This window comes from Streptomyces sp. NPDC004561 (genome assembly GCF_053602155.1).
In genome coordinates, this window is record NZ_JBSGDB010000723.1 from 1 (window position 1) to 3,184 (window position 3,184).

The window sequence follows — 3,184 nt, forward strand, 5'->3', positions numbered from 1 at the left end:
GTGGGCGCCGGAGCGCCCCGGCGCCGGCCACGCACCCGCAGACGCATGGCGAGCCACCCGCCCTGCACGCGACACCGGCCCGAGGGCGCGCGACCGCCCGGCACGTGCACCGGTCCGCGGTCCGGCTCCTGCGCCGGTCGGGGGTGCACGGCCGTCCTGCCGCCCGGCACGTGCACCGGGCCCGCCGTTCGGCTCGTACGCCGGCTCGCGGGCGTGTGGCCGGCAATCCGCCCGGCACTTGCGCCGGTCCGCAGCCGGTACGTACGCCGGTCGCGGGCGCATGGTGAGCCGTCCACCCGGCACGGGCCCGCCGGGCGCACGGCCGCTCCGCCGCCCGGCGCGTACGCCGGCCCGCGGTCGGTACCTACGCGGTCGCGGGCCCACGGCCCTCCTGTCGCCCGGCACGCAACACCGGCCCGCCGTCCGGCGCCCGCATCGTCCCACCGGTAGCGCCAAACCCCGCCCCACCGCCCGGCATATGCACCGTCCGCCGCCAGGCACCCACGCCACGCCCCGCAGGCGCGCGGCCGGGCGTCCGCCCGGTGTGTGCGCCGGTCCGTCGGTACGGGTCTGCGCCGGCCGGGGAGCGGGTGGGTGCTGTCGGCAGTCTCCTTCCTGTGTGGGCTGTACCGTCGTCCTCACGTCGTAGAGGAGAGTCAACGTGAGCAAGTTCGTGCGGCCGGCGGCCGAGGGGGCCGATCCGTTCGGAACGGCCCGTCTGCGCCGCGGTGTCCTCGACGCGTGGGCCACCAGCCCCGCCCGGTTCCGCGAGGACGCCAACGCCGAGGAGGACCTGGTCCTGGGCGGCTACCGGGACCGGCTGGTGGTCGAGCTGGCGCAGAACGCCGCCGACGCCGCCGCCCGCGCCGGGGCCCCGGGCCGACTGCGCCTCACCCTCCGCGACGGGGTGGTGGTCGGGGCAAACACCGGCGCGCCCCTCGACGCGGCCGGCGTCGAGTCGCTCTCCACCCTGCGGGCCTCCGCCAAGCGGGACGGCGGCAGCACGCACGGCGCCGTCGGCCGGTTCGGCGTCGGCTTCGCCGCCGTCCTCGCGGTGACGGACGAGCCCGCCGTGGTGGGACGGCACGGCGGTGTCCGCTGGTCCCTCGCCGAGGCGCGCGAGCTGGCCGCCGGCACCGCCCGGCACAGCCCGGGGCTCGGGGACGAGATCCGGCGCCGGGACGGCCATGTGCCACTGCTCCGGCTGCCCTTCGCCGCCGAGGGCTCCGCCCCGGACCCGTACGACACCGCGGTCATCCTGCCCCTGCGCGACGCCGCCGCCGCCGACCTCGCCGAGCGGCTGCTGCACGCCGTCGACGACGCGCTGCTCCTCGCCCTGCCGGGGCTGGAGGAGGTCGTCGTGGAGGTCGGCGCGGAGACGCCCCGCACCCTTCGCCGTCGTACCGAGGGCGCCGTCACCGTCGTGGAGGACTCGCGGGACGGGGTCACCCGGTGGCGCACCGGATCGGCGCACGGACCGCTCACCCCGGACCTGCTCACCGACCGGCCGGTGGAGGAACGGCTGCGCCCGCACTGGTCGCTGACCTGGGCCGTGCCGGAGGACGAGGCGGGACGCCCGGTGCGGCCCCGCACCACCCCGGTCGTGCACGCCCCCACCCCCAGCGACGAGCCCCTCGGGGTTCCCGCGCTGCTCATCGCCTCCTTCCCGCTCGACACCACCCGGCGGCACGCCGCCCCCGGACCGCTCACCGACTTCCTGGTGCAGCGCGCGGCCGACGGATACGCCGAACTGCTCGCCGAATGGCGGCCGGTGACGGACGGCATCATCGACCTCGTGCCCGGACCGCTCGGGAAGGGCGAGCTGGACGGGGCGCTGCGGCAGGCGATCCTCCAGCGGCTGCCGCGAACCGCCTTCCTGCCGCCCGCCGTCGCGGGCGGGGGCGGCGAGGACGAGCTGCCCCAGGCCATCCGGCCCCGGGACGCGGAGGTCGTGGAGGGCGCCGGCGCCGACACCGTACGGGTGCTCGCCGAGGTGCTGCCCACCCTGCTGCCCGCCGGTCTGGAGCGGCGCGTCGAGCTGCGCACCCTCGGGGTCGCGCGGCTGCCGCTCGCCGACGCCGTCGACCGGCTCGCCGGCCTGGAGAAGGACCCCGACTGGTGGTGGCGGCTCTACGACAGCCTCGCCGGGGTCGACCCCGACCGGCTGTCCGGGCTGCCCGTGCCGCTCGCGGACGGCCGGACCACCATCGGACCCCGCCAGGTGCTGCTGCCCACCCCGGACGCGGCCCTCGTCGACCCGGACGTGCTCGGACGGCTCGGACTGAAGGTCGCTCACGAGGACGCCGCGCACCCGCTGCTGGAGAAGCTGGGCGCGCTGCCCGCGAGTCCGCGCGCGGTGCTCACCACCCCCCAGGTCCGGGCCGCCGTGGCCGCCTCCCTGGACGAGGGCGGCGGGACCGGCTGGGAGGAGGACGCCCCGGACGCCGAGGAACTGGCCGACACCGTCCTCCTGCTCGTCCGGGACGCCGGGCTGGAGCCCGGGGACGAGCCCTGGCTGGGCGCCCTCGCGCTGCCCGACGAGGACGGCGAACTCGCCCCCGCCGGCGAGCTGGTCCTCCCCGGCAGCCCCTTCGCCCGGGTGATCCGCGAGGACGAACTCGCCGCCGTGGACCACGACCTGGCCGAGAGGTGGGGCGAACAGCCGCTGACCGCCTGCGGGGTGCTCGCCGGCTTCGCGCTGGTGCGCGCCACCGACGTGGTCCTCGACCCCGACGAACTGGAGCCCCGGGAGGGCGACTTCGCCGAGCCGGACGACGCCGGGCTGCTGGACGCCGTCGACGTGTGGTGCGAGGACATCCTCGACCGCTTCCCCGACACCCCCGTGCCGCCGGTCGCCACCGAACTCGTCGCCGTCCGCGACCTCGACCTGGTCGACGACGACCACTGGCCCGAGGCGCTCTCCCTGCTCGCCCGGCCCCCGCTGCGGGACGCGCTCACCCAGCCCGTGCGCGTCCTGCTGCCCGACGGCACGCACGAGGTGGTCCGCCCGTACACGGCGTGGTGGCTGCGCGGGCACCCCGTGCTGGACGGCCGCCGCCCGGCGGGCCTGCTCGCGGCCGGCGGGGATCCGCTGACGTGGACGTGCACCCTTCCGTCCGAAGTCAGGCCCGCACTTCCACCTCAGTGTGCGCGTGCATCACCGCGTTGGTCACCAATTCGCTGA

The 3,184-nt window shown here is 77.5% G+C and carries 1 pseudogene; it reads left to right on the plus strand.

The features are described 5' to 3' along the window. Nucleotides 1-661 precede the first annotated feature (661 nt). Nucleotides 662-3,094, plus strand: a pseudogene (locus ACWEN3_RS44260) (sacsin N-terminal ATP-binding-like domain-containing protein); the annotation flags it as partial. Nucleotides 3,095-3,184: the final 90 nt, after the last annotated feature.